The 20,007-nt window shown below is 69.2% G+C and carries 16 protein-coding genes and 1 pseudogene; 7 read left to right on the top strand and 10 right to left on the bottom strand.

Annotation, left to right across the window (positions count from 1 at the left end; genetic code table 11):
* The gene (gene corA / locus AB0H88_RS38855; RefSeq protein WP_357653550.1) at window positions 1-1,110 is read right to left on the bottom strand and encodes a magnesium/cobalt transporter CorA; all 1,110 of its coding nucleotides are present in this window, start codon (window positions 1,108-1,110) and stop codon (window positions 1-3) included.
* A 372-nt stretch (window positions 1,111-1,482) separates the two neighbouring features.
* Between corA and purD the strand changes: the two genes are divergently transcribed.
* The 5 genes from purD to AB0H88_RS38830 all read left to right on the top strand — a co-directional run bounded on the left by purD (window position 1,483) and on the right by AB0H88_RS38830 (window position 7,536).
* Window positions 1,483-2,703: a phosphoribosylamine--glycine ligase gene (gene purD, locus AB0H88_RS38850; protein WP_357653548.1), complete on the top strand. Its 1,221-nt coding sequence runs from the start codon at window positions 1,483-1,485 to the stop codon at window positions 2,701-2,703.
* Complete coding sequence (locus AB0H88_RS38845; protein WP_357653546.1) at window positions 2,700-3,536, top strand: phosphoribosylaminoimidazolesuccinocarboxamide synthase; 837 nt, start codon at window positions 2,700-2,702, stop codon at window positions 3,534-3,536. Before purD ends, AB0H88_RS38845 begins: the two co-directional genes overlap by 4 nt.
* Window positions 3,537-3,614: 78 nt before the next feature.
* Window positions 3,615-4,880: a UDP-N-acetylglucosamine 1-carboxyvinyltransferase gene (gene murA / locus AB0H88_RS38840; protein WP_357653544.1), complete on the top strand. Its 1,266-nt coding sequence runs from the start codon at window positions 3,615-3,617 to the stop codon at window positions 4,878-4,880.
* Between the two features lie 201 nt (window positions 4,881-5,081).
* Window positions 5,082-6,371, top strand: a complete 1,290-nt coding sequence (locus tag AB0H88_RS38835) for a GTP cyclohydrolase IIa (RefSeq protein ID WP_357653542.1) — start codon at window positions 5,082-5,084, stop codon at window positions 6,369-6,371.
* Between the two features lie 229 nt (window positions 6,372-6,600).
* A complete protein-coding gene (locus AB0H88_RS38830; RefSeq protein ID WP_357653540.1) occupies window positions 6,601-7,536 on the top strand; it encodes an EamA family transporter in 936 nt (311 codons plus the stop codon).
* 73 nt (window positions 7,537-7,609) lie between these two features.
* On the opposite strand, the gene AB0H88_RS38825 is transcribed toward AB0H88_RS38830, so the two are convergent.
* From AB0H88_RS38825 to AB0H88_RS38810, 4 genes are all read right to left on the bottom strand, one after another.
* Window positions 7,610-8,446, bottom strand: a complete 837-nt coding sequence (locus AB0H88_RS38825) for a nitroreductase/quinone reductase family protein (protein ID WP_357653538.1) — start codon at window positions 8,444-8,446, stop codon at window positions 7,610-7,612.
* 339 nt (window positions 8,447-8,785) lie between these two features.
* Window positions 8,786-9,847, bottom strand: coding sequence for a histidinol-phosphate transaminase (hisC, locus tag AB0H88_RS38820; RefSeq protein ID WP_357653536.1), 1,062 nt, complete (start codon window positions 9,845-9,847; stop codon window positions 8,786-8,788).
* Window positions 9,848-9,926: 79 nt separating this feature from the next.
* Window positions 9,927-10,337 carry a MarR family transcriptional regulator gene (locus AB0H88_RS38815; RefSeq protein ID WP_357653535.1) on the bottom strand — a complete coding sequence of 137 codons (411 nt, stop codon included), beginning with the start codon at window positions 10,335-10,337 and terminating at the stop codon, window positions 9,927-9,929.
* A gap of 37 nt (window positions 10,338-10,374) precedes the next feature.
* Window positions 10,375-11,397, bottom strand: a complete 1,023-nt coding sequence (locus AB0H88_RS38810) for a hypothetical protein (RefSeq protein WP_357653533.1) — start codon at window positions 11,395-11,397, stop codon at window positions 10,375-10,377.
* A gap of 140 nt (window positions 11,398-11,537) precedes the next feature.
* On the opposite strand from AB0H88_RS38810, the pseudogene AB0H88_RS38805 reads away from it, so the two are divergent.
* Window positions 11,538-11,765, top strand: a pseudogene (locus AB0H88_RS38805) (MerR family transcriptional regulator); the annotation flags it as partial.
* Between the two features lie 244 nt (window positions 11,766-12,009).
* Here the strand turns inward: AB0H88_RS38805 and AB0H88_RS38800 are convergent.
* The 5 genes from AB0H88_RS38800 to AB0H88_RS38780 form a co-directional block, all read right to left on the bottom strand.
* Complete coding sequence (locus AB0H88_RS38800; RefSeq protein WP_357653531.1) at window positions 12,010-12,672, bottom strand: NUDIX domain-containing protein; 663 nt, start codon at window positions 12,670-12,672, stop codon at window positions 12,010-12,012.
* Window positions 12,673-12,725: 53 nt separating this feature from the next.
* Window positions 12,726-14,513, bottom strand: coding sequence for a DUF4434 domain-containing protein (locus AB0H88_RS38795; RefSeq protein WP_357653530.1), 1,788 nt, complete (start codon window positions 14,511-14,513; stop codon window positions 12,726-12,728).
* A gap of 88 nt (window positions 14,514-14,601) precedes the next feature.
* Entirely contained in the window at window positions 14,602-15,690 is a 1,089-nt protein-coding gene (locus tag AB0H88_RS38790; RefSeq protein WP_357653528.1) for a glycosyltransferase, read from the bottom strand.
* A gap of 19 nt (window positions 15,691-15,709) precedes the next feature.
* Window positions 15,710-16,972, bottom strand: coding sequence for a nucleotide sugar dehydrogenase (locus tag AB0H88_RS38785; protein WP_357653526.1), 1,263 nt, complete (start codon window positions 16,970-16,972; stop codon window positions 15,710-15,712).
* Between the two features lie 115 nt (window positions 16,973-17,087).
* On the bottom strand, window positions 17,088-18,674 hold the full coding sequence (locus tag AB0H88_RS38780) for a glycosyltransferase family 4 protein (RefSeq protein WP_357653524.1): 1,587 nt from the start codon (window positions 18,672-18,674) through the stop codon (window positions 17,088-17,090).
* A 155-nt stretch (window positions 18,675-18,829) separates the two neighbouring features.
* Between AB0H88_RS38780 and wecB the strand changes: the two genes are divergently transcribed.
* The gene (gene wecB, locus AB0H88_RS38775; RefSeq protein WP_357653522.1) at window positions 18,830-19,960 is read left to right on the top strand and encodes a UDP-N-acetylglucosamine 2-epimerase (non-hydrolyzing); all 1,131 of its coding nucleotides are present in this window, start codon (window positions 18,830-18,832) and stop codon (window positions 19,958-19,960) included.
* The last annotated feature ends 47 nt before the right edge of the window (window positions 19,961-20,007 follow it).

The raw sequence follows: 20,007 nt of genomic DNA, 5'->3' as shown, positions 1-20,007 counted from the left end.
CTAGAGCCAGCCGTTGCGACGGAAGCCGCGGTGCAGCAGGACGCAGGCCGTGATCATCACACCGAGGACCGCCGGATAGCCCCACACCTGGTTGGTCTCGGGCATGAAGTCGAAGTTCATGCCGTAGATCCCGGCGATCATCGTGGGCACGGCCAGGATGGCCACCCAGGACGAGATCTTGCGCATGTCCTCGTTGGCCAGGGCGTTCGAGCGGGCCAGCGCCGCCTGCAGGATCGAGCTGCACAGCTCGTTCGACGACTCGACCTGCTCGCACACGCGGGAGAGGTGGTCGCCGACGTCGCGGAAGTATTCGCGCATCTCCGACTGGATCACCCGGCGCTGCGGCAGCGCGGCCAGCGGGGCCTGGAGCGGCGTGACGGCCCGCTTCAGCTCCAGCATCTCCCGCTTGAGCTGGTAGATGCGGTTGATGTCGCGGGAGCTGACGTCGGCGAAGACGGTCGCCTCGACCTCTTCGAGTTCGAGCTGCATGAGGTCGGCGACCTGTAGATAGCGGTCGACGACGTGGTCGGCGATGGCGTGCAGCACGCCCGCCGGTCCGCGGTTCATCAGCTCGGGCTTGTCCTCGAGCCGCTCGCGCACCTCGGTGAGGGGACAGTGCCGGCCGTGGCGTACGGTCACCACGAAGTCGACACCGAGGAACACCATGATCTCGCCCGTGGCGATGATCTCGCTGGTGGCGGTCAGCTCGTCGTGGTCCAGGTAGGCGATGGACTTGAGCACCATGAACAGGGAGTCGCCGTAGCGCTCGACCTTGGGGCGCTGGTGGGCTTTGACCGCGTCCTCCACGGACAGCGGGTGCAGGCCGAACACGCCGGCCAGCCACTCGACCTCGGGGGCGGCGGGCTCGTGCAGGCCGACCCAGACGAACGCCTTGGCGCCGTCGGAGCGGCTGTTGTGCTCGCGGACCAGGTCGAGCGACTCCTCGATGCCCGGGGCCACGACCTTCTGGCCCTTGATGTAGGCGCCGAACTCGACGAGGGAGTCAACGGGAGGCACGCAGATCTCACGTACCGGCTTGGTGAGCTGACGCGAGACATGCTGCTGTACGGGGTGACGGGTGGTGCGACGGAAAAGCGTAGACGTGCGCATGGCAGTCCCTTTCCGCCCGACCTGGCACGCTCCACGCGCGACGAAAAGTCACCTCAATCAACGAAAGTACGTGGAGGCACGATCAGGCTGCCGGATTGGAGTGGTCGGGGGCATACAGGGTGTACGTGAGTGAGCACGTACTGCTGGGATCACCAGGTTTCATCCCGGACCACCTCCAATCACAAGAGATGCCATAAAGCCGCCTTAAGTTACCACAGGCGGATGGACCCGACTGACGATACTCTCCGAGGGCTCCCCACAGCAGGTAGAACTCCACAAAGATTCCCGCCTATTCCCACATTTGGAGTGCTCAGGGCGTCCTGTCGCGGGTGCGCCGGGCAGCTGTCCGGTCGTCCCTGCCACAATGGGGCGGTGCGCGTTCTAGTCATCGGCTCCGGTGGGCGTGAACACGCCCTGTGCCGCTCACTCATGCTCGATCCCCAGGTCACCGAGCTCCACAGCGCCCCCGGCAACGCGGGCATGGAGGAGATCTCGGCCCCGCATCCGGTCACGGCCACCGATCCCGCCCAGGTGACCGAGCTGGCCCTACGGCTCGGCGCCGACCTGGTGGTGGTGGGCCCCGAGGCGCCCTTGGTGGCGGGCGTGGCCGACGCGGTGCGCGCCGCGGGCATCGCCTGCTTCGGCCCGTCGAGTCAGGCGGCGATGATCGAGGGCTCCAAGGCGTTCGCCAAGGAGATCATGACGGCCGCCGACGTCCCCACCGCCAGGGCGCGGGCCTGCGTCACGGCTGAGGAGGCCGCTCGGGCCCTCGACGAGTTCGGCGCCCCGTACGTGGTCAAGGACGACGGGCTGGCCGCGGGCAAGGGCGTGGTCGTCACCGACGACCGGGAGCAGGCGCTCGCGCACGCGGCGGCGTGCGAGCGGGTGGTGATCGAGGAGTTCCTCGACGGGCCCGAGGTCTCGCTGTTCGCGCTCTGCGACGGCAAGACGGCCGTGCCGCTGCAGCCCGCCCAGGACTTCAAGCGCGCCTACGACGGCGACGAAGGCCCCAACACCGGCGGCATGGGCTCCTACACGCCGCTCACCTGGGCTCCCGAAGGGCTCACCGAGCAGGTCATGCGCGAGGTCGTCCAGCCGACGATCGACGAGCTGGCCCGGCGCGGCCGCCCGTTCCAGGGCGTGCTGTACGTGGGCCTGGCCCTGACCGCCAAGGGGCCGAAGGTGATCGAGTTCAACGCGCGCTTCGGCGATCCGGAGACCCAGGTGGTGCTCGACCGCCTGGAGACCCCGCTGGCCGGGCTGCTGGCGGCCTGCGCCACCGGACGGCTGAGCGAGCATCCGGCTCCGGTGTTCCGCGCCGGGTCGGCGGTCGCCGTGGTCGTCGCGGCCGAGAACTACCCGGACGCCCCGGTCAAGGGCGACGTCATCGAGGGGCTCGACCCCATCGGCGGCGCCTACGTCCTGCACGCCGGCACCAAGCGGGTCGACGGCCAGGTGCTGTCCGACGGCGGGCGGGTGCTCAACGTGGTCGGCACCGGCCCCGACCAGGAAACGGCCCGCCGCAACGCCTATGAGCTGGTCTCTCGCATACGGTTGCGCGGCTCGCACCACAGGACGGACATCGCCCGATGAAGCACCTGCACTCCGGCAAGATCCGCGACCTCTACCTGACCGACGACGGACAGCTGCTGATGGTCGCCTCCGACCGGATCTCGGCCTTCGACTACGTGCTCGAGAGCGAGATCCCCGACAAGGGGGCCATCCTCACGCAGATGTCGCTGTGGTGGTTCGAGCAGCTCGCCGACCTGGTGCCCCATCACCTCATCGGGCCGGGGCCCGACTCCCGCAGCGTGCTGTGCCGGCCGCTGACGATGGTGCCCGTCGAGTGCGTGGCACGCGGCTACCTGACCGGCTCTGGCCTGGTCGACTACCGGCGCGAAGGGGCGGTCTCGGGGATAGGGCTGCCGGCGGGCCTCGAAGACGGATCCCGGCTGCCCGAGCCGATCTTCACGCCCTCGACGAAGGCCCCGGTCGGGGAGCACGACGAGCCGATCTCCTTCGAGCGGGTCGTCGGCGACGTGGGCGCGGAGACCGCCGAGGAGCTGCGCCGGATCACGCTCGCCGTCTACACGCGCGGCGCCGAGATCGCCCGCGAGCGGGGCATCATCCTGGCCGACACCAAGATCGAGCTGGGTCGCGACGCCGACGGCGTGCTCACGTTGGGGGACGAGGTCCTGACGCCCGACTCGTCACGATTCTGGCCGCTTGACCAGTGGCAGCCGGGACGCTCCCAACCGTCATTTGATAAGCAATATGTAAGGGATTGGTTGTTGTCGCCCGAATCGGGATGGGACAAAAGCTCCGGAACTCCCCCACCTCGCCTTCCTGACAAGGTTGTGGAACAGACCAGACAGCGTTATCTGGAAGCCTACGAGCGCATCACCGGGGCTCCCTTTAGGGGATGATTCGGCAGGGGCAGCAGTGGTTAGCGGCTACTCTTGGCCCGGTCCAGCTCAGACCGACACCTCCGAGGAGCCGCACGAATGGTCCGTTACCGCGTGCGCGGTGGCAACCCACTGCGTGGAACCGCCTTCATCCAGGGCGCGAAGAACGCCGTGCTGCCCATGATCGGTGCGGCCCTGCTTGCCCCCAAAGGCCGCACCGTTCTGCGCAACGTACCGATCATCGAGGACGTGCGGCGGGCGGTGGAGCTGGCCGAGGCCATCGGCGCGTACGTCGAGCTGCACGAGGCCGAGCGCACGCTGGTGATCGACGCCTCCCGGCTGTCCAGTGCGGTGCTGCCCGCCGACATCGCCAGGCGCTTCCGCGGCTCGGTCCTGTTCACGCCCGCCCTGCTGCACCGGCTGGGCGAGGCGATCGTGGAGGGGGTCGGCGGCTGCAATCTCGGCAGTCGCAACCTCGACTTCCACTACCTCGGCTACAAGCGGCTGGGCGCGATCGTCGACGAGGGCGAGACGGTCATCCACGTCAAGGCGTCCGGCCTGACGGGCGCGACCCTCTACCTCGACACCCCCTCGCACACCGGCACCGAGAACCTCATCATGGCCGCCGCCCTGGCCAAGGGCATCACCGTGATCGAGAACGCGGCGCTGGAGCCCGAGGTGCTCGACGTCATCGACATGCTCACCAAGATGGGCGCGCGGATCAGCGGCGGCGGCACCGGCTTCATCACCGTCGAGGGCGTCGACGAGCTGCAGGCCGTGGAGCACACCGTGATGCCGGACCGGCTCGACGCCGGCGTGTTCGCGATGGGCGCGGCGATCACCGGCGGCGACCTCAGCCTCGTGGGCACCGGCCTCGACCTGGGCGTCGTCCGCTACAAGCTGGAGCAGATGGGCGTCGACTTCGCCCGGCCAGGCGCGGTCCTGCACGTTCGGTGCGAGCGGCCGCTGCGGCCGATCAACATCATCACCGACACCTACCCGGGCTTCGCCACCGACCTCCAGTCGCCGATGATGACGGTCGCCGCCCTGGCCGACGGCACCAGCTACATTCACGAGCGCATCTTCGACGGCCGCTTCGCGCTGGCCGGCGAGCTGAACAAGATGGGCGCCGACGTGGAGGTCGAGGGCAGCAGGGCCATCGTCAGGGGCGCCACCCCGCTGAAGGGCACCCGGGTGACGGCGCACGACCTGCGTTCCGGAATCGCGCTGGTGCTGGCCGGACTGGCCGCCGAAGGCGAGACCGTCATCGAGTCCGGATACCTCATCGACCGCGGGCACGCACATCTCGCCGAGCGAATGCGGGCACTCGGGGCGGACATTACACAAGAGATTTCCGACCGCTAAAAAGCGTTGGGAATACCTCGTTGAGCTGCTGATATACCTTCTCAGCCTGTCAAGCAGAACGACTTTCCGGAAAAGTCGGGCGTGACATTATGGTCCCCGCGAGCGATCGTTCCAAAAGAGAGCACTGCAACAGACAGCAGGATGGGACGAACATTGGTCGAGAGGGCCGAAGAAACTCCCCGAGTGTCACGCCCGGGAGCCATGACACCGGACCTCACCATTGGTGTGGTCGGACCCCACGATCTGGTCGAGCGGGTCATGCTGATGGGGCACGCCGCCGCGCCACTTCCGTGCCGTTTGGTGGCGGCCGCCTACCGCGATGAGCAGGAGGCGCCCGACAAAGTGACGCGGCTCGGTCCCGGCGTGGACGCATGCCTGTTCGCCAGCCCGGTCCCCTACGACCTGGCCAGGCGCTCGGGTGTGCTGACGATGCCCGCGACCTACGTGCAGCTCGGCGGGGCGGCGTTGGTCGCCGCGCTGGCCAAGGCGGCGTTGGACTCGCGCATCGACCCGCAGCGGGTGAGCATCGACGTGGTGGCCAGGGCGGACGTCGAGGAGGCGTACACAGACCTCGGGATTGCCGCTACGGATGTCCACAGCCGCGACGAGCCGGGCGCCACCGGCACGATCGCGGCTTACCACGAGCGCCTGGCCCGCCAGGGATCCACCACGGGCGCGCTCACGTGCCTGCCGGCGGTCTCCGAACGCCTCCAGGCGTCCGGTGTCCCGGTCATCAGGATCAGGCCGACCTCCGCGGCCGTGCGCACCGCGCTGCACACCGCAGCGCTGCTCGGTGCGCACCACCGGCTGGAGGAGTCACAGCTGACCGTGGTGCTGGTCGAGGTGCCGACGCTACGCGAGCCGGTACGCCGCGCCGCGCCGCGTTACTGGCGCGACGAGCTCCGGCTGTCGCTGCACCGGCTGCTCGTCCAGGAGGCGAACCGCATCAACGCCACCGTCTGGCCGATCGACGATCACAGCTATCTGGTCACCGCGACCAGGGGCTCGATCGCCGCCGCGACCGACGGGTTCAGGGTGCTGCCGTTCGCCGCCAGGATCCGCGACGAGCTGGGGCTGGCGGTCGAGGTCGGCGTGGGCATGGGACGCACCACCCACGACGCGGAGTCGCACGCGCGGGCGGCTCTGGCGCGTACACAGGCCGGTAAACAGGCCCAGGGCTTCGCCGTGGACCGCGAGGGCCGAGCGCTCATCCCGGCGCCGCGGATGCCCCCTCAGGGCTCCACCGCGCTCAAGCCCAAGGGCGTGGAGGTGCTGGCCCGGCTCGCCGCCAAGCTGGAGGGCGGCGACACCGTGGTGGACGCGGAGGGCGCGGGGAAGATGCTCGGGGTGACGCCGCGTACGGCTCGGCGGTTGCTGCGCACGTTGGTCGACGAGGGACTCGCGTGGCCGCTGCCGCCCAACCGTACGCCTCAACCGGGCCGGCCTCGCCAGCTCTACCGCCTCATCGTGGAGAAGCTCGGGCCACGCTGATCGCCCCCAGGTACGGGTCCGCCGTCCCCCTTCCCTTTGCTGGGGCGGCGGCCCCCTGGTGTTTTTGGTCAGGTGAACTAGTGATTGGCCGCGTCCGAAGAGGGTATGTATTGCGTCGCCCCCGATCGACGGGATTCGGACGGGGGCACCAAAGCCTCCCTCCCCCGCCGACTTGGTAGTCCGGGACCCGCCAGCGTTCTGTCGGGAACGCCCGCTATTGTCATGGGCTATGGCATCGGACACCCCTGACCGCCCTCCCCTGCTCGTCTGGGGCGCACTGGTCATCGTCTATGTGGTCTGGGGTTCGACGTACCTTGGCATCAAGATCGCCGTCGAGACCATCCCGCCGATGCTCAGCGGGGCGCTGCGGTTCGTGACGGCGGCGGTGATCCTCGGCGGGTTCCTGATCGCGCGCAGGGGCTGGGAGCCGTTCCGGATGACCCGGGCCCAGTTCGGCGGGGCCGCGCTGGTGGGGCTGCTCCTGCTGACCAGCGGCAACGGCCTGCTGGCCGTGGCGGAGCGGAGCGTGTCCAGCGGGCTGGCGGCGCTGCTCGTCGCGTCCGTGCCGCTGTGGCTGGTGGTGTTCAGGATCATGGCCAGGGATCGGCCGAAGGTGCTGACGCTGGCCGGCGTGCTGGTCGGGTTCGGCGGTGTGGCGGCACTGTCGCTGAGCGGCGGTGGCGGGCCGGCGAGCACCAGCGGGATCGTGGTGGTCCTGGTGGCCTCGCTGTCGTGGTCGGTCGGGTCGTTCCTGTCGGCCCGGATCCCGATGCCGGCCAACTCGTTCGCGGCCAGCACGATCGAGATGCTGGTGGGCGGGGCCGGGCTGGCCGTCACGGGCCTGTCGGTGGGTGAACGGCTGGACGTCTCGGCCGTCTCCGGCCGGTCGTGGGCCGGGCTGGTCTACCTGATCCTGGTCGGGTCGCTGGTCGGTTTCACCGCCTACAGCTGGCTGCTCAGCAACGCGCCGATCTCGCTGGTGTCGACCTACGCGTACGTCAACCCGGCGGTGGCGGTGCTTCTCGGCGCGCTCGTGTTGAGCGAGCAGGTGACCTGGCAGATCATGCTGGGCGGGTTGGTGATCCTGCTGGGCGTCGCCCTCGTGGTGTCCACGGAGCGACGGCCCAAGGTGAAACGGCTCACCCCCGAAGAGGTCAGGGCTTAGGGGTCATGGCCTTCAGGATCAGGACGAACTCCCGCTAGGGGATCATGGCCTTCAGGATCGGGACGAGTTCCCGCTAGGGGGTCATGGCGTTAAGGATCGGGACGAGCTCCTGCTCCTCGTAATCGAGGTGCGCTTCGAGCTCGCTCATGAGCCGATCCACCTCCGCGAGCACCTTCGCGGCGGGCGCGGCCGGCTCGCCGTCCGCGAGCAGTCGCCGAAGCTCGTCGAGGAGCCGGGAGACCGTCTCGTGCTCTTCGCGCAACCGGTCCACCACCAGGGTGAGCTCGGGATGCCGCCCTTCGACCCAAGGGAACATCCCGGCGTCCTCGAACGTGTGATGCTGATGGAGCCCCTGGCACAGGGTCAGGCAGTTGACCCGCAACTGCACGCCCAGGCCGCCGGTTCCGGACGCGGCGACCTCCTTGCGGATCAGCCGCAGCTCCCGGCGGAACGCGTCGTGCACCCGCACCAGGAAGTCACCCCCTCGCGTGCCGTCCGGACCGCCGCCGCGCGGGGTCAGCGCGACCACCGGGATGACCCGGCTCGTCTTCGCCTGGTAGGCCGCCCAGCCGGGGTCCATCTCGACCGCCCGCGCGAAGGCGCCGTCGCGTTCCTCGCCTTCGAGGACGACCGCGTCAGCCGGGTAGGTGAAGATGCCGTCCTCCACCGTCACCCGCGGCGTGGCCAGGAGGTTGTGATACCAGGCCGGGTGCTTGGGCGCCCCTCCGGCGGAGGCGATGATCAGCATGCGCTCGCCGTCCGGCAGGTAGCCGACCGGAGTGGTGTGTTCGGCGCCGGTCCTGGCGCCGGTGGTCGTCAGAAGGAGCAACCGGGCGCCGTCGAACATGGCGACCTGTCCCTGGTTGGCGCGGAACTCGTCGATGATCTGCTGGTTGAAGTCTTGGGGCATGCTCTGCTTGCTCTCCAGATGGGAAAAGGGTCAGGACGGGTGGATGCGCAGCGGCACGCCGTACCGGCCTCGGGCGGAGAGCCTCGATGAGCACGCGAGGGGAAAGGACGGTCAGGCGATCGCCGGACCGTTGGGCAGCACAATGATTCGCGTGCGACGGTGGTGCGGGACACCACCGGGCGTGGGGACGACGCGCGGGCGCGCGATCAGATCAGGCGCTGCCTGTGAAGTGAGAAGTCACGACATCATCCCCTACAACCGGTGCCTCCATGCCGCCGACGTCCTCCGGCCGGCGACACGCGACAAGAGGGCCATTACAGACCCAAAACTCGTAAGCTGTCAACTCGCCTTGAAGGCCGCCGCCGCCGCGAGGAACGTGTCGTTCGCCTCCGGGTCGCCGATCGAGACGCGGGCGCCCTCCCCCGCGAACGGCCGCACCGCCACGCCCTCGGCCGCGCACGCCGCCGCGAAGTCGAGCGTGCGGTCGCCGAGCCGCAGCCAGACGAAATTGGCCTCGGTCAGGGGGACCGTCCAGCCCTGGGCGATGAGCGACTCACGCACCCGGGTCCGCTCCTTGACCACCGTGTCGACCCGCTCCATCAGCTCCTCCTCCGCGCGCAGGGAGGCTATCGCCGCGATCTGCGCGAGGTGGTTGACGGCGAACGGGATGATCGTCTTCCGGATGGTCGCCGCCACCGCCTCATGTCCCACGAGGTAGCCGACGCGCAGCCCGGCCAGACCGTAGGCCTTGGAGAAGGTACGCAGGACGCAGACGTTCGGCCGGTCGCGGTAGAGGGTGAGACCGTCGGGCACGTCCTCGTCGCGCACGTACTCGCGGTAGGCCTCGTCCAGGACCACCAGCACGTCGTCCGGCACCCGGTCGAGGAAGGCCACCAGCTCGGCCCGGCGGATCACGGTGCCGGTGGGGTTGTTGGGATTGCAGACGAAGATCATGCGTGTCCGGTCGGTGATCGCCTCGGCCATGGCGTCCAGGTCGTGGTCCTCCCCCACCAGCGGCACCCTGACGGACACCGCCCCGGCCAGGTCGGCCAGCAGCGGATAGGCCTCGAACGACCGCCACGCGTAGATCACCTCGGCGCCGGGCTCACTCACGGCCTCGAACAGCTGCTGCGCCACGGTGACGGACCCCGCCCCGAGCGCGATGTGCTCGACCGGCACCCCGAACCGCTCCGCGATGGCCTCCGTCAGCTTGATCGCCCCCGGGTCGGGGTAGCGGTGGATCTGCCGCGCCCCCTCGGCGATCGCCTCGACCACGGACGGCAGCGGGTCATAGGGCGACTCGTTGGAGGAGAGCTTGTACGAGCGGCCGTCAGGAGACGTCACCGCCTTGCCGGCCTTGTACGCCGGCATGGTGTCCAGAATCGTGCGGAAACGAGGCATGGCTTCACCCTAAAAGAAGCCGACCAGCAGGGCAGCATCGGGAGGCATCCGTCACCGACATGCGGTGAGCACCGTACGGTCAGACGGTCTTGATGAGCTTGACCAGTTGCTGCCTGAACTGCTCATAGTCGTCGACCGCGCCCATCAGGTGCTCCGACTCTCGCTCCGCTTCGTAGGCCAGGGCCAGGACCTGGGACCCCGCAGGCGTGATCGTCACCAGCACGCGCCGGCGGTCCTGGCCGTCGACCTGCTTGTCGACGTACCCTGCCCGTCGCAGGCGCTCGATGGTGCGGCTCATCGTCTGGTCGGTGACCCGGCACAGCACCGCCAGACGGCGTTGCGCCAGCGGGCCCTCGGCCAGGTGATGCAGGGTGATGAGCCCGGCGTGGGTCAGCCCATGAGAGGCGAGGAACTCGTAGAAGCGCCCTTCAACCAGTCGCGCGGCCACCGACAGCAACCGGCCGGTGGGCCAGGAGTCGATGTCGGCCACCGGCTCATTGTCGCAAAGCCTCGCGCCGCCGCGAGCATCAAGACCTTGGGCGCCCACTGGCGCGGACGGCCGGACGCGAGCGCAGGAATCGTGCGGTGGCGAGGCCCAGCCAGATCAACCCGGCGCACACGGTCACCAGCACGTACTCGATGGCCGGGATGCGTCCGGCCGCCAGGACCCCTGCGACGTCATGGCGTGCGGCGTACACCGTGATCGCGCTCAAGGTGTAGGCCAAGGCGAGTGTCCACCGCAGCACGCGCGGAAGGCCGAGCCCGTGCATCTGCGTGATGATGAAGACACCGAGGAAGCCGAACAGGAACATCGGCCAGAAGCCGTCGGGACCGCTGGTCATCACGGCCACGAGTGTGCCGTGGACGGCCACCGCCAGTTCCATCGTCACAGTCCACCAGCGGTTGGTGTGTGCGCGGGTGAGGAAGAGGCTGCCCTGGAGGAGCAGCAGGAACATGTAGAAGAACCCGATCAGGTGGCCGCTGGTGGCTTCCATGGGGTGATACCAGAAGGTGTAGACGGCGGCCCAGCTGAACAGGTAGCCGTGGTAGCGGCGGGCGAAGTCGACCACCTGCTCGCTGATCGGCGCGGGCTTGCCGAAGAACAGGCCGCGACGCCGGTTCTCCATGATGAGAACGAAGACCAGGAGGAGGATCACCGACCCCTGGGAGCTGAAGATCGACACGTCCTGGGCGAGGCCGTCGTAGAACAGCTGCGTCTGCACCAGGTGCACGACGATGAAGGACGCATTGACCGCCAGGGCGACCAGGTTGACCCGATGTAGTCCGCTGGTGGGTGTCCGCACCCTGGTCTGGGCGTAGTAGATCAGGCCCCACAGCGCGAGCTGGTGGGCGGCGTACGGAATCCAGGCCGACAGCCGGGTCCAGGGGGTCGGCTCCGGCAGTTTCCAGTAGTACCAGGACGCGCCCTGGTCCGGCAGGTGCGCGATGCCGTTCAGGCGCTGCCCGAGCAGCCACACCACCCCGGTCAGGACGGCGCAGGCCAGAACGCCCAGCACGAGGGCGTGACCCGACCGCCATTTGTTCAGCATGCTGAACATTATTGCGAATCCTCAGCCCGCTGAACAAATCTGGCGCAATCCGCATCCGCAGGCCGCGGCGGCCAGGCTGGGGGCGTCGTCTCCGGCGTGAGGCGGTTCGCTGCAACCGTGAAGGCCGATCGTTCGAAAGAATGGGCGGAGCCATGGCTGAGTATCAGGATTCGGTGGAAACGGGATATGGCATCGGTGCCGTGTCCCGGCGGCTCGGCGTGCCCGCGCCCACGTTGCGCACCTGGAACCTGCGGTACGGCATCGGCCCGAGCGGCCGCAGCCGGGGTGGGCACCGCCGCTACGACGCCACGGATCTTCTCCGCCTGGAGGAGATGAACAGGTTGATCCGGGAGGGTGTCGCACCGGCGGAGGCGGCGCGGGCCTCGCTGCGCCTGCGACCGAGGGCGGACCAGCGCGAACCGGCCGAGCCCGCCGCTCCTGGAGCCGCTCCCATGTCCAGGCAGGGCCGTGGCGCGCGTTGTATGTCCGCGCCCACGTGCCAGAGCTGGCCGAAGTCCCCGACGCGTACGTGCACGAGCCCTGGTTGTCCCCCTCTCCGAGGAGGGGCTACCCGCCGCCGCTGCGCCTCGCCGGGCGCGAATCGACCCTCTTCTAAGGGCGGCCGCGCAGCATCGGGGGGTGGAGGAGCTCGGCGGGGCCGCGGCGGTGGAGTTTGGCCGGGCGGCCGCCGTCGCGGGTGGTGGTGGCGCCCGTCTCGACCAGGAAGCCTTCCGCCTTGGTGACCTTGCGGTGGAAGTTGCGCGGGTCCAGGGGACGGCCCCAGACGATCTCGTACACCCGCCGCAGGTCCGCCACCGTGAACTCCGGTGGGCAGAACGCGGCGCCCAGCGAGGTGTATTCGAGCTTCGCCCGCGCCCGCTCGATGCCGTCCTGCATGATGCGCCGGTGGTCGAAGGCCATCACCGACAGGGTGTCGACGGGCTGCCAGCTCATGTGGGCCTTCTCCGAGGCCGGCAGGTCCGGAGCCAGGCCGAGGTAGGCGACACTGACCACGCGCTGGCGGGGGTCGCGGTCCGGGTAGCCGTAGGTCTGGAGCTGCTCCAGGTGCACCGGGGCGCCGGGGAGGCCGGCGCGTTCGGCCAGGATGCGCTGGGCCGCCGCCGGGAGGTCCTCGTCGAGCTGGATGAAGCCGCCGGGCAGCGACCAGCGCCGCAGGAACGGCGGGTTGTCCCGGCGCCACACGAGGGCGCACAGGGCCTGGCAGCGTACGGTGAGCACGACCAGGTCGACGCTGACCGGGATGCTCGGGACCATGGCAGGCACGTTACACGCCGACCGGCCCAAGGCGCCCTCAGCGGCGGGCGCGCTCACGCCGCGATGCGGACGTGGAGCGGCTCCGTGGTGGCCTTGCCCGAGGGAAGTTTCACGCCGACCTTGACCCATTCGTCCGGCGGCACCTGGGCCCAGTCGAACGGCACCCACGCCGTCTGCATACCCTCCGGCAGATCCTCCAGCGGGTCCTCGTCGAGCCAGCCCACCGCGGAGACCACCAGCTCCTTCAGCTCGTCCCCGTACTGGAGGGTGATCGTGCCGTCCTTGAGGTGGTATCCGCGCACCTCCAGGCCGTCCTGGATGTCACGGGAGCGGCGGATGGCGTCCACGGCGATCGGCCGCTGCCAGTCCTGCGTGATCTCCGTCTCCAGCGACGGGGAGCCGCAGGTCATGAAGTCGCTCCACATGTAGGAGACGATTTTCTGAACATACCTGCCGGCCATCGTGACGGCCTGGTCCAGGCGTTGCTTGTCGGTCTTGCCGCGGGTGCCCTGCGCGGCGCACGGACGGTCGCCCGAGGGTTCGAACGCCTCGACGTTCGCCCAGAGCTGCACGTCGAGACCTGCCTGGAGCATCTGGTCGCGGGCCAGGGACATCTCTCGGTAGTAGTCGCGCGTCGAGCCGTGGTAGGCCGTGCCGTACGTGGTCTCGCCGACGACCGGGCGCAGCCGCGCGTCGACCTCGGTGTCGCGCTGGTCGGGCCAGAACAGGCCGACCTTGCCGGTGCCGCGGCTGTCCTGCGGCGCGATGATGCCCACCCCGGTCTTGGCCAGCGCCACGAAAGCCGCCGCCACCTGCTTGGGCGTCTGCCCGAAGGGGACGCGCTTGCGGGCGTCGAGGTAGGGGCTGATGAGGATGGGCTTGTGCAGCTCCTGCTCCACGATCTGGTGCTGCTCGGCGTACACCTCGAGGGTGGGGTTGCCGGCGAGTGTGTCGGCCATCTGCACCTCGAACGGCTGGTAGACGCCGCCGAGCGAGGCGCGGTCGGCGAAGCGCGCGCCGTAGTCCTGCAGGATGCGGCGGGTCAGCGTCCTGAGCGTGTCGATGTGCTTGTTGTTGGCCCGGGTCGGGGTCTTGGGGTCGCGCGGCGCGAGCGGGAGCGCCGGGAAGACCTGCACACCGAACTGCTCGCCGAGGTCGAGGAGTTGCGTCAGGCTGTCGGTGTCCGAGCCGGCGATGAGGATCATGTCGTACGGCTTGGCCTTGGTGAAGTCGCAGGTGGAGTCGTCGGAGCCGCCGTCCATCGGGGTGAGGACGCGGAAGTACACCCGCTTGCCCACGGTGATCTTGCGTTCCATCTGGGAGCAGCGGAACAGGCCGGGCCCGAACGACTCGTCGGTGCGGTAGGCGTACAAGCGGGAGACGCGATTCTTCGGATTGGCCTCCCGCAGATCACGCTCGGCCGCGTCGCGGCAGCTCAGGCCGTCTTCCTCGCAGTCCTTGTAGAGCGGGTCGAGCTGGCCGTCCTTGGTCAGGACGCGGCCCTCGTCGTCGGTGGTACGGAACTGCAGGCCGTAGCCGATCCTGATGACCGTGTCGCCGCCGAGGTTGTGGATGTCCTCCAGCTGATGGCGCCAGGTGCAGCGGTTGGACTTGGGGGTGATCCAGTATCCGGTGACGGCGTAGGGGGCCTTCTCCTTGGTCTCGAACGTTCCACACTGGTCGGTGATCTCGCTCACCTTCGGGGTGGGCTCGACGCGGGTCGGCGTCGCCTTGACCTGCTGGCTCGCCTTCTTGGGAGGATCGCTCTTGGGCAGCACGACGATCACGGCCGCGACCGCGGCCAGGATCGCGGCGCCGAGGAGCACGAGGAGCCAGCGCACGTTGAGGAACCTACCGCCCTAGTGGTCTGCCGAGGATAAGCCGCTAGTTCATGACGCCTTAGTTCATGGCGCCTTAGTTCATGACGCCTTAGTTCTTGACGCCGGCCCACGATTCGAGCTGGGCCACGAACCTCTTGGCCGAGTTGGGCCAGTGGTGGTTCGCGCGGGCCGCCGCGTAGCCGCGCGCGCCCTGCGCCCGCCGCTCCCGTACGTCGTCCCTCAGCGTCAGTACGGCCTGGGCCACGGCCTTCGGGTCCTCCCACGGGACGACCACGCCGCTGTCGTACCGCTCGACCAGCTCGACCGCGCGGGGGGACGGCGTCGTGATGACCGGGATGCCGTGGGCCATGTACTCGACGATCTTCGTGGGCATCGAGTGGCGGTAGTTCGGCTCGTCGTGCAGCAGCGAGAGTCCGGCCAGCGCGCCGTCGAGCCGCTTCAGCGCCTCGTCGTTGGGCATGAAGTCGCGCCACTCCAGCAGGCCCTCGGTGACGGCCTGGTTGAGCATCGGCCGGCTGTAGGGGTCGGCGTAGCCGATCAGCTCCACCGCCACCCGGTACGGCTGGAGCAACCGGGCCACCTCGACGGCCTCGGTCACACCGCGCGCCCTGGACAGCCAGCCCAGGTACACCACCCGGTCGTCGCCGGGCGGCGTGACCGAGTCGGGGACCCAGGTCTCGTTCGGCACGATCAGGTGGGCGTGCTTGAAGCGGCCCGCGTAGGCCGTCTCGGCCAGCAGCAGGTGCAGGTGGCGCTCGGCCGTGCCCTCCAGCAGGCGGGCGAGGAAGCGTACCGGGGGCCGCAGCAGCGACGGCAGCCACGGCTTGAGGGAGAGCGTCGCCGGGGTGTCCTCATGGACGTCCCAGACCACGGGCGGACGGTTACGCACGCCCCAGATCGCGAACAGCAACTCCGGATCGTGGATCAGCACGATGTCGACCTTGCGCCGCATGCGCTTGAACAGCCTGCGGGCGGCCCAGACCCCGGCCATGCGCTTACGCTGCGCGGCCCTGGGCAGATCGACGCCGTTGACCCAAGGGCGAGGCACGACCCCGTGGGCGGTGAACGAGGCGGCATACGTGACCTCATGACCTGCATCCACGAGGGCACGGATCTGCCTATGCAGGATCCTCGCGTCCTCGGGGTTATGCACCACCGTCATGACGAGCACGTGCACTGCGCGCAGCCCTCCGTCGCTACAGCCGCTCGACGCGTTCACCCTCGGTGAGAACACCGCGGGTGTCGAGCACGAGCCTGGCCTTAGCCTCGACCATGTCGAGGTCGAACGCGGCGTGCTGCTGCATCAGCAGCGTCACGTCGGCGCCGACCACGGCCTCGGCCAGGTCCTCTTCACGGGGCACCGGGGTGCCGTCGACCGACCACTCCTTGACATGCGGGTCCGCGAACGTGAGCTCGGCCCCCAGTTCCAGCAGCGCACGCGCCACCGGCAGGGCCGGGGTCTCCCGTTCATCGGCGATGTCCGGCTTGTAGGTCACGCCGAGCATAACCACTTTGGCGCCATTTACGGCCTTTTTATGCCTGTTGAGCAGACGCTGTACCCGTGCCACCACATAGGACGGCATCCGCTCGTTGATCTCCTGGGCCAGCTCGACGAACCTGAAGGGGTAGCCGAGCTTGCGCACCGTGTACGACAGGTACGACGGGTCGACGGGGATGCAGTGACCCCCGACGCCGGGACCGGGCAGGAACTTCTGGAAGCCGAACGGCTTGGTGGCCGCGGCCTCGATCGACTCCCACAGGTCGATCCCCAGCTCGTCGCAGAAGATCGCCATCTCGTTGACGAGGGCGATGTTGACGTGCCGGTAGGTGTTCTCGAGCAGCTTGGCCATCTCGGCCTCGCGCGTGCCGCTGACCGGCACGACCTGCTCGATGAACTGGCCGTAGAACGCCGTCGCGCGGTCGCGGCAGGTGCTCGTGTAGCCCCCGACCACCTTGGGCGTGTTGCGCAGCCCGAACTTGGGGTTGCCCGGGTCGATCCGCTCCGGCGAGAAGGCCAGGTAGAAGTCTTCCCCCGCGACCAGCCCCGAGGTCTCGAGAATCGGGCGGGCCACCTCGTCGGTGGTGCCCGGCCACGTCGTGGACTCGAGGACGACCAGCGTGCCCTTGCTCAGATTGCGCCCGACCGACCCCGTGGCGCCCTCGACGGCGGAGAGGTCCGGTCGGTGGTCCTCGTCCAGCGGGGTGGGCACGCAGATGACGATCGTGTTGCTCTTGGCCAGCACGGACTCGTCGAGCGTGGCGCTGAACCCGTTGGCCAGCATGTGCTCGAGATCGGCATCGGTCAGGTCATCGATGTAGGACTGTCCGGCGTTGAGCGCGTCGACCTTGCGGGAGTCGACGTCCACGCCGACGACCCGCATACCGGCCGCGACCGCCTCCTTGGCGAGCGGCATGCCGACGTAGCCCAGACCGATGACAGCCAAGTCGATTTCTGTCACAGCAGTGCCTTAGAGAGCCGGAAACAACACTTCATGGTCGCAAAGGCTATCTCAAGTCCACCTAGCTCACGCCTAATGCTGCCGAACCCGTCACAACAGACAGCCAATCTGAAGGTCATCGTTCGGTAATGGAGCGGTAGAGGGACCGGTAAGTTTCGGCAACTCGGCCCCAAGTACGCTTGGCGGCCACCTCGGCACGGCCTGCCTCACCCATGGCCGCGCGCCTGGCAGGATCCTCCCTGAGCGCGCCGAGCGCCTTGGCCAGCGCCTCGGGATCGCCCGGCGGCACCAGCAGCCCGGCGCCGTCGGATCCGACCAGCTCCGACAGCGCGGGCAGGTCGCTGAGCACGACCGGCTTGCCGAGCGCCATCGCCTCGACGGGCTTCAGCGGCGTGACGAGCCGGGTCACCCGCAGGTCCTCGCGCGGGCAGGAGAAGATGTCGATGGCCGCCTGAGCCTGCAGCGCCTCGTCCGGGCCCACCCGGCCCGGCAGGAGCGCGCTCGTCAGCCCCAGCTGGCCGACCAGCTCCAGCAGGTTCTCGCGCTCGGTGCCGTCGCCCACGATGAGCACCCGCACCGGCGTGCCCCCGTCGCGCAGCAGCGCCGCGGCCCGCAGCAGCGTCGCGAATCCCTCGTAGCCCACGATGCTGGACACCGACCCGACGACGATCTCGTCCTTCGCGATGCCCATGCCCGCTCTGAACGCCTCGCCGTCGTAGGAGGCCGTGAGCAGCGAGTCGTCGACCGCGTTGGGCGCCAGGAAGATCCGCTCTCGGGGCACGCCCCGCTCGACGATCTCCGTGGCCATCGTCTCGGCCAGCGTGACGACCGCATCGGCCTCGCGCATCAGGAACGCCTCGCGCTCGCGCTGGAGCACGTGCCGCTGGCTGCCGATCCGGCCGGGGTCGCGGGAGGCCCAGGTCTCCTCCAGGAAGCCGCGGACCTCGTAGACGAACGGCGTGCCGGTCCTTTCGCGTACGGCGTGCGCGATGGAGCCGTTGCGGTGGTCGGTGGCGGCGTGCAGCACCTGGGGCCGGAGCTCGGCGACGAGCTTGGTGACCCCTTCGGCGCCCTTGATGATCCGCCCGCGGGTCTCGAACGGCATCTCGCCGTGCCCGTCGGGCAGCAGCCGGTAGTAGGGGATCCCGTCTAGCTCCTCGAACGGCGGCGCGTCGGCGTGCCCCTGCAGCATCGGCCAGCCCCAGCTGGTCACCACGTGCGGATCCAGGCCCTTGGCCTGCTGCGCCATGACGATGCGGTGCGTACGGACCGTGTAGCCGGCCTGTGTGTACGGCAGGGCGTTGGTCACACAGTGCAGGACCCGCCCGGCCACCCGGTCCGCGACGGCCACCTTGGGCTGCGGCGGGATCGGGTCGGGGCTGATCGCGGCCAGCTCACCCCGGTAGTAGGCGGCCCTGCGCTTGACGAAGGGGTATTTGGTGTGCGCTTCGAGCACGGCCGCGGCCTCGCTGACCCGGCCCTGGTCCCAGTGCTCCTTGGCCTCGTTCCACGGCCCCTTGAGCACCCGCATGCTGAACTTGCGGACCGCGCGCCTGGCCCGGCGGGCGGCCGGCCAGGCGACCTTGCCCACGACGGGGCGGAGCGCCGGCGGGAGCGACTCGGCCGCCGCCTGTGCCACGCGCACCGGATCGGCCTTCACCTTCGTCATGACGACGCGGGAGACGATGATCGGGTGTTGCACGAAGCCCCTGATAAGGCCGCCGACACCGGCTCTAGCGGACTTGGCGGAAACCTTGCCGTTTGGTCTTGGGGAGTCTTCACGACTGGCGTCGGATGCCACGCGGTGACCGTACCATAGGCAGCGTTTTTTCCCTTCCGCTATGAAAGGCGAGGTCAATGAGGGAGAACCCCCTGGTCCTGCACGTTCTGGGCGCTCGTCCCAACTTCGTGAAAGCGGCCCCGGTGGTGCGGGCACTCGGTGAACTCGGCGTGCGGCAGGGCATCATCCACACCGGTCAGCACTATGACGCGCTCATGTCCGACGTGTTCTTCGCCGACCTCGGGCTGCCGGAGCCGGTGGCCAATCTGGGTGTCGGCTCGGGCAGTCACGCGAAGCAGACCGCGGCGCTGCTCGTCGGCCTGGAGGAGGTCGTCCTCCAGCACGACCCCGACCTGGTGGTGGTCTACGGCGACGTGAACTCGACGCTGGCCGCGATCCTGGTCTGCGCCAAGCTGGGCGTACGCACCGCGCACGTCGAGGCGGGCCTGCGCTCCTTCGACCGGGGCATGCCGGAGGAGGTCAACAGGATCGTCACCGACTCCCTGTCGGACCTGCTCTTCGCCACTTCGCCCGACGCGCTCTCGCATCTGGCGGCCGAGGGCGTGCCCGCCGCCAAGGTGCACCTGGTGGGCAACCCCATGATCGACAGTCTGTTCTCCGCGCTGCCCTCGCTGGACCCGGGGCCCGTGGTGGCCAGGCTGGACATACCGGCTCGTTATGCCGTGGCGACCCTGCACCGCCCGGCGAACGTCGACACCCCCGAGGCGGCCAAGGAACTGGTCTCGGCCGTGCTGGACGTCGCTCGCCAGATCCCGATCGTGGTGCCGATCCACCCCAGGGGGCGTACCCGGCTGGCCGAGGCGGGCCTGGTCGACGGCCCCTCGGTCAAGGTGATCGAGCCGCTGGGCTATGTGGACTTCCTCTCACTCGTCCGGGGCGCCGCGCTGGTGGTCACCGACTCGGGCGGCGTGCAGGAGGAGACGACGATGCTGGGCGTGCCGTGCCTGACGGTCCGGCCCAACACCGAGCGGCCGATCACGATCACGCATGGGACCAACCGCCTGGTCACCCCGGCCCTGCTGCCGGCCGCGGCCGGGAAGGCGCTGGCCGACGGGGCCGCGACGCCGTCGGGTGAGCTGCCGCCGCTGTGGGACGGCGCCGCCGGGCCGCGGATCGCCCGGGTCATCTCGGCCTGGCTCAAGGGGGACAATCTCTCGCCTGCCGCACAGGGTGCGCGTTCCGAATAACCCCCTCATTCCGTACGGTCCCCGCCGTACCATGACATACCTCCGCT

Origin of the sequence: Nonomuraea sp. NPDC050680, assembly GCF_040654555.1 — a bacterium.
Classification (GTDB): domain Bacteria; phylum Actinomycetota; class Actinomycetes; order Streptosporangiales; family Streptosporangiaceae; genus Nonomuraea.
The sequence above is the reverse complement of the archived record's forward strand: the minus strand, read 5'-3'. Positions and strand labels throughout refer to the sequence as shown.